Here is a 2,003-nt window from a genome sequence, read left to right as displayed (position 1 = left end):
TTCCGGCTGAGGATTCACGTTGCAGGTGGGCGTCGGCCACCCAGTAAGCTCGCTCCCGGATGTGCGGCGCACCGATGCCCGCTGACGTAAACGGGACAAGCCCGAAGGCGTAGCCCATTCCTTCCAGGTCTGACTGTACAAGGTCGAACCAGACGTTTGCGTTACCAGCTGCAACCTGCTCGCCAAAGACTGCGACAGGCTTTCGCTCGCCGATGAGCCAGGCAAAATCCGGCCAGAGGTGGCGCGCGTCATCAAACCCATCGCCTTTGCCTGCCGAGGAGAAAGGCTGGCACGGGCAGGAGCCAGTCCAGACTGGTTTATCGTCGGGCCATCCGGCAACGCGCAGGGCGTGAGACCATCCGCCGATCCCGGCGAAAAAGTGGCACTGGGTAAATCCTCGCAGGTCGTCAGGTGCGACATCTTCAATACTCCTTTCGTCAACTTCACCCGGCGCGATGTGACCGCCGGCGATTAGATTCCGCAGCCACTGGGCGGCGTATGGATCGATTTCGTTGTAATACGCAGCGGGCTTCATGCTGCCCCCTGAGCTGCCCTGAGCGCTTCGGAGAACTCGTTACGGTGTTTGTTGGCGCTCTCCAGCGCGCACTGCACGCACGTCCCGTTAAGCACGTAGCGCGGGGAATGGTGGCCATGCCGACACGGTTTGCCGGTGTTGTATTTGTTCAGGCCATCTTTGGCGGCCTGCATACGGGTGATGATTTGCACGTTGGCGACCTCACTTTTTGCTATTGATATCGGCTATTTTCGACTCACAGCGAAAAAAGATCAACCATAAATGGATATTTATTACCTGAGCGGTACGAATAGATATGAAAAGACCGCCGGGCGGCGGTCAGAGGGGAGATCAGGAGTAGAAAAAGGTGACAAGCTCGGGCTTAGTGCGAACCCATTTGCGGGCGCGGGATGCCCTGTAAAGCCCGTCCATCACGCGTTTGCCGGGCATTTTGCGCTTTCCGGTCAGATGCGTCTGGATGTAATGGGCAGTGGTTCCGGCCTCTACTGCAAACCGCTCGCGCTCATCCGGCGTCAGAGCCAGCCAGGCCTTTTTAAAATCAAACTGTGCGTTCTCGCTCATAGCTATTGCCTGATATTTATTTCAGATAATAAATATTCACCCAATCGGTAATAAAAATCAAGGAATGTTACCTGAAAGGTTCATTTACCTCTGGGGTAAATGCGCGATAATGAGAATCATCAAATCATTCATATAAGAGAAAATTTTCCTGCAATGAAAAGCATCCATGATATTCGTCGCGACAATTTAAAAGACCTGATCGACCGTGAGTTTAACGGCGTGCAGTCTCGCCTGGCGGAAAGAATGGGAACTGAGCCTAACCTGGTCAGCCGCTGGACGTCGGGAAAGAAGAATATTGGTGATGCGTCAGCACGCAAGATAGAAGCCGTTGGCAACAAGCCCCGTAACTGGCTGGACGTGGATCACTACCTGTCGCTACAGGCCGACGTGCGTGATTCCGTCGACACGTCAGAGATCGGCCTGGTAGCAGCGCATAACCTCAAGTTGTGGATGGGCCAGAACCGGGAGCTGTCATCTCAGCAGCGCGTCGCGGATGCGTCCGGCGTCAGCCAGGCGAGCATTAACCGCATGCTGCGTAACGAGGTGAGCATCACCATTGCCAATCTGGAAGCCATCGCCCGGGCGTTCGGCCGCCGGGCCTACGAAATGCTGATCCCCCCTGGTGACGCAACCGTCATCAACTATGACCGCCCTCGCTACGCATTGTTACCGGAAGGCGAGAAGGCGAAGATCGAAAGCTATGTCGATTTTGTGATAGTTCAGAGCGCACGAAGCGCTGAATAATTTCATATAAATCAAACGATAGCCCGCCATGTGCGGGTTTTTTTGCGCCTGAAATGTTACCTTTCGGGTAATTTTTTATGTTCATATCTATTGACTACCAATCACATATGGATAATTATTACCTCACTGGTAACGCATAACGCCCTCCTACAGGGCTTATCAC

The 2,003-nt window shown here is 54.0% G+C and carries 4 protein-coding genes; 1 reads left to right on the top strand and 3 read right to left on the bottom strand.

Features of this window, described 5'->3' with window-relative positions:
- The 3 genes from FN633_RS14675 to FN633_RS14665 all read right to left on the bottom strand — a co-directional run.
- Positions 1-535 (bottom strand): DNA cytosine methyltransferase (locus FN633_RS14675; RefSeq protein WP_154058959.1); only part of this gene is annotated, 535 nt, incomplete at its 3' end.
- Positions 532-726 carry a hypothetical protein gene (locus FN633_RS14670; RefSeq protein ID WP_042389160.1) on the bottom strand — a complete coding sequence of 65 codons (195 nt, stop codon included), beginning with the start codon at positions 724-726 and terminating at the stop codon, positions 532-534. The genes FN633_RS14675 and FN633_RS14670, both read right to left, overlap by 4 nt.
- Before the next feature lie 139 nt (positions 727-865).
- Positions 866-1,096 (bottom strand): hypothetical protein, encoded by a 231-nt coding sequence (locus tag FN633_RS14665; protein WP_154058213.1) that lies wholly within the window; start codon positions 1,094-1,096, stop codon positions 866-868.
- Between the two features lie 153 nt (positions 1,097-1,249).
- Between FN633_RS14665 and FN633_RS14660 the strand changes: the two genes are divergently transcribed.
- Positions 1,250-1,840, top strand: a complete 591-nt coding sequence (locus FN633_RS14660) for a helix-turn-helix domain-containing protein (RefSeq protein WP_154058212.1) — start codon at positions 1,250-1,252, stop codon at positions 1,838-1,840.
- Positions 1,841-2,003 lie beyond the last annotated feature (163 nt).

The organism is Pseudescherichia vulneris (genome assembly GCF_902164725.1).
GTDB classification, from domain to species: domain Bacteria; phylum Pseudomonadota; class Gammaproteobacteria; order Enterobacterales; family Enterobacteriaceae; genus Pseudescherichia; species Pseudescherichia vulneris.
The sequence above is the reverse complement of the archived record's forward strand: the minus strand, read 5'-3'. Positions and strand labels throughout refer to the sequence as shown.